This window comes from Sphaerisporangium sp. NPDC005289 (assembly GCF_040607455.1).
Classification (GTDB): Bacteria; Actinomycetota; Actinomycetes; order Streptosporangiales; family Streptosporangiaceae; genus Sphaerisporangium; species Sphaerisporangium rhizosphaerae.
Genome location: NZ_JBEXGS010000066.1, coordinates 1 through 1,402, shown reverse-complemented (window position 1 = coordinate 1,402; position 1,402 = coordinate 1). Strand labels below are relative to the sequence as shown.

The window sequence follows — 1,402 nt, the reverse complement described above, 5'->3', positions numbered from 1 at the left end:
CTAGTACTCCAGTGACCGTTCGTGATCTCGCTGGTTGTGGGGACATGGGTACGGCCACCGCGTGATCATCGGTGTTTGTGATGACATCCGAAGATCGTGCGATGGCCGTGGGCCACAGCGTAGACCCTGCCGGGTGGCAGTGGGAGTTCGATGAGTTGATGGGTCGGATCGCGTCCCGGTTCGGTCGGGTCGAGCCCCGCAGGACAACCCGCGCTTATGTGACCGGCCTGTTGTCGGGTGTCGAGCGGAAGAACTGCTGGAACCTGGCCGAGCATGCCGGGCACCGCGGCCCCGAGGCGATGCAGCGGCTGCTGCGCATCGCGTGCTGGGACGCTGACCAGGTGCGCGATGACGTGCGGGACTACGTGCACGACCGGCTCGGTCACCCTGATGGTGTGCTGATCGTGGATGAGACCGGCTTTGTCAAGAAGGGCACCGCCTCTGCCGGGGTGCAGCGCCAGTACACCGGCACTGCTGGGCGGATCGAGAACAGCCAGGTCGGGGTGTTCTTGGCCTATGCCTCGGCGAAGGGCCGGGCGTTGATCGATCGGCGGCTGTACCTGCCGGCCAAAACCTGGCTTGCCGACAGCCGGCGATGCCAGGCCGCCGGGGTACCTGATCAGGCCGTGTTCGCGACCAAGCCGGCGCTGGCCGGGCAGATGATCACCGCAGCGGTGGAGGCAGGGATCGACGCGGCCTGGGTCACCGGTGACGAGGTCTACGGGCAAGACCCCCGGCTGCATGCCCTGATCGCCGGCCACGGCATCGGGTACGTGCTCGCGATCGCGGGTAACCAGCGCGTCAGGACCAGCGGCAGTGACGGCGGCGCAGGTCGCCGCTGGTGTGCTGGCCTGGCACCGCTACAGCGCCGGCGCCGGAGCCAAAGGGCCACGGTTCTACGCCTGGGCCTGGAGACGGATCGATCTCGATGGCAGCGGACACCGGTGGCTGCTGGTCCGGCGCACGATCGCGACCGGCGAGCTGGCGTTCTTCCGGTGTTATTCACCCACCCCGGTGCCGCTGGCCACCTTGGTGCGCATCGCTGGGACGCGCTGGGCGATCGAGGAGTCGTTCCAGGCCGCCAAGGGCCAGGTCGGACTGGACCACTACCAAGTCCGCGGCTGGACCGGCTGGCATCGCCACATCACCCTGGCGCTGCTCGCCCTGGCCTTCCTCGTCGTGGTGGCCGCCGGATCCCGTTGCGAAGGTGATCAGGACGTGATCGCGCTGACCGTGCCGGAAGTCCGGCGGATGTTCGCCCTGCTCGTACTGGCACCGCACCGGCGAATCGAACAGATCCTGCGCTGGTCACGGTGGCGCCGTCGACACCAGTATCAAGCCAGACGATCCCACTACCAGCAAAGATCCCAACGCTGATCTCAAAAAGTCACTGGAGTACTAG

Annotated in this window: 2 protein-coding genes; both read left to right on the top strand. The window is 67.0% G+C overall.

Annotated features, from left to right (window positions below):
* Nucleotides 1-80 precede the first annotated feature (80 nt).
* Nucleotides 81-1,211, top strand: a complete 1,131-nt coding sequence (locus tag ABZT47_RS40320; RefSeq protein WP_354854106.1) for an IS701 family transposase — start codon at nt 81-83, stop codon at nt 1,209-1,211.
* 7 nt (nt 1,212-1,218) lie between these two features.
* A complete protein-coding gene (locus ABZT47_RS40315; protein WP_354854103.1) occupies nt 1,219-1,377 on the top strand; it encodes a hypothetical protein in 159 nt (52 codons plus the stop codon).
* The last annotated feature ends 25 nt before the right edge of the window (nt 1,378-1,402 follow it).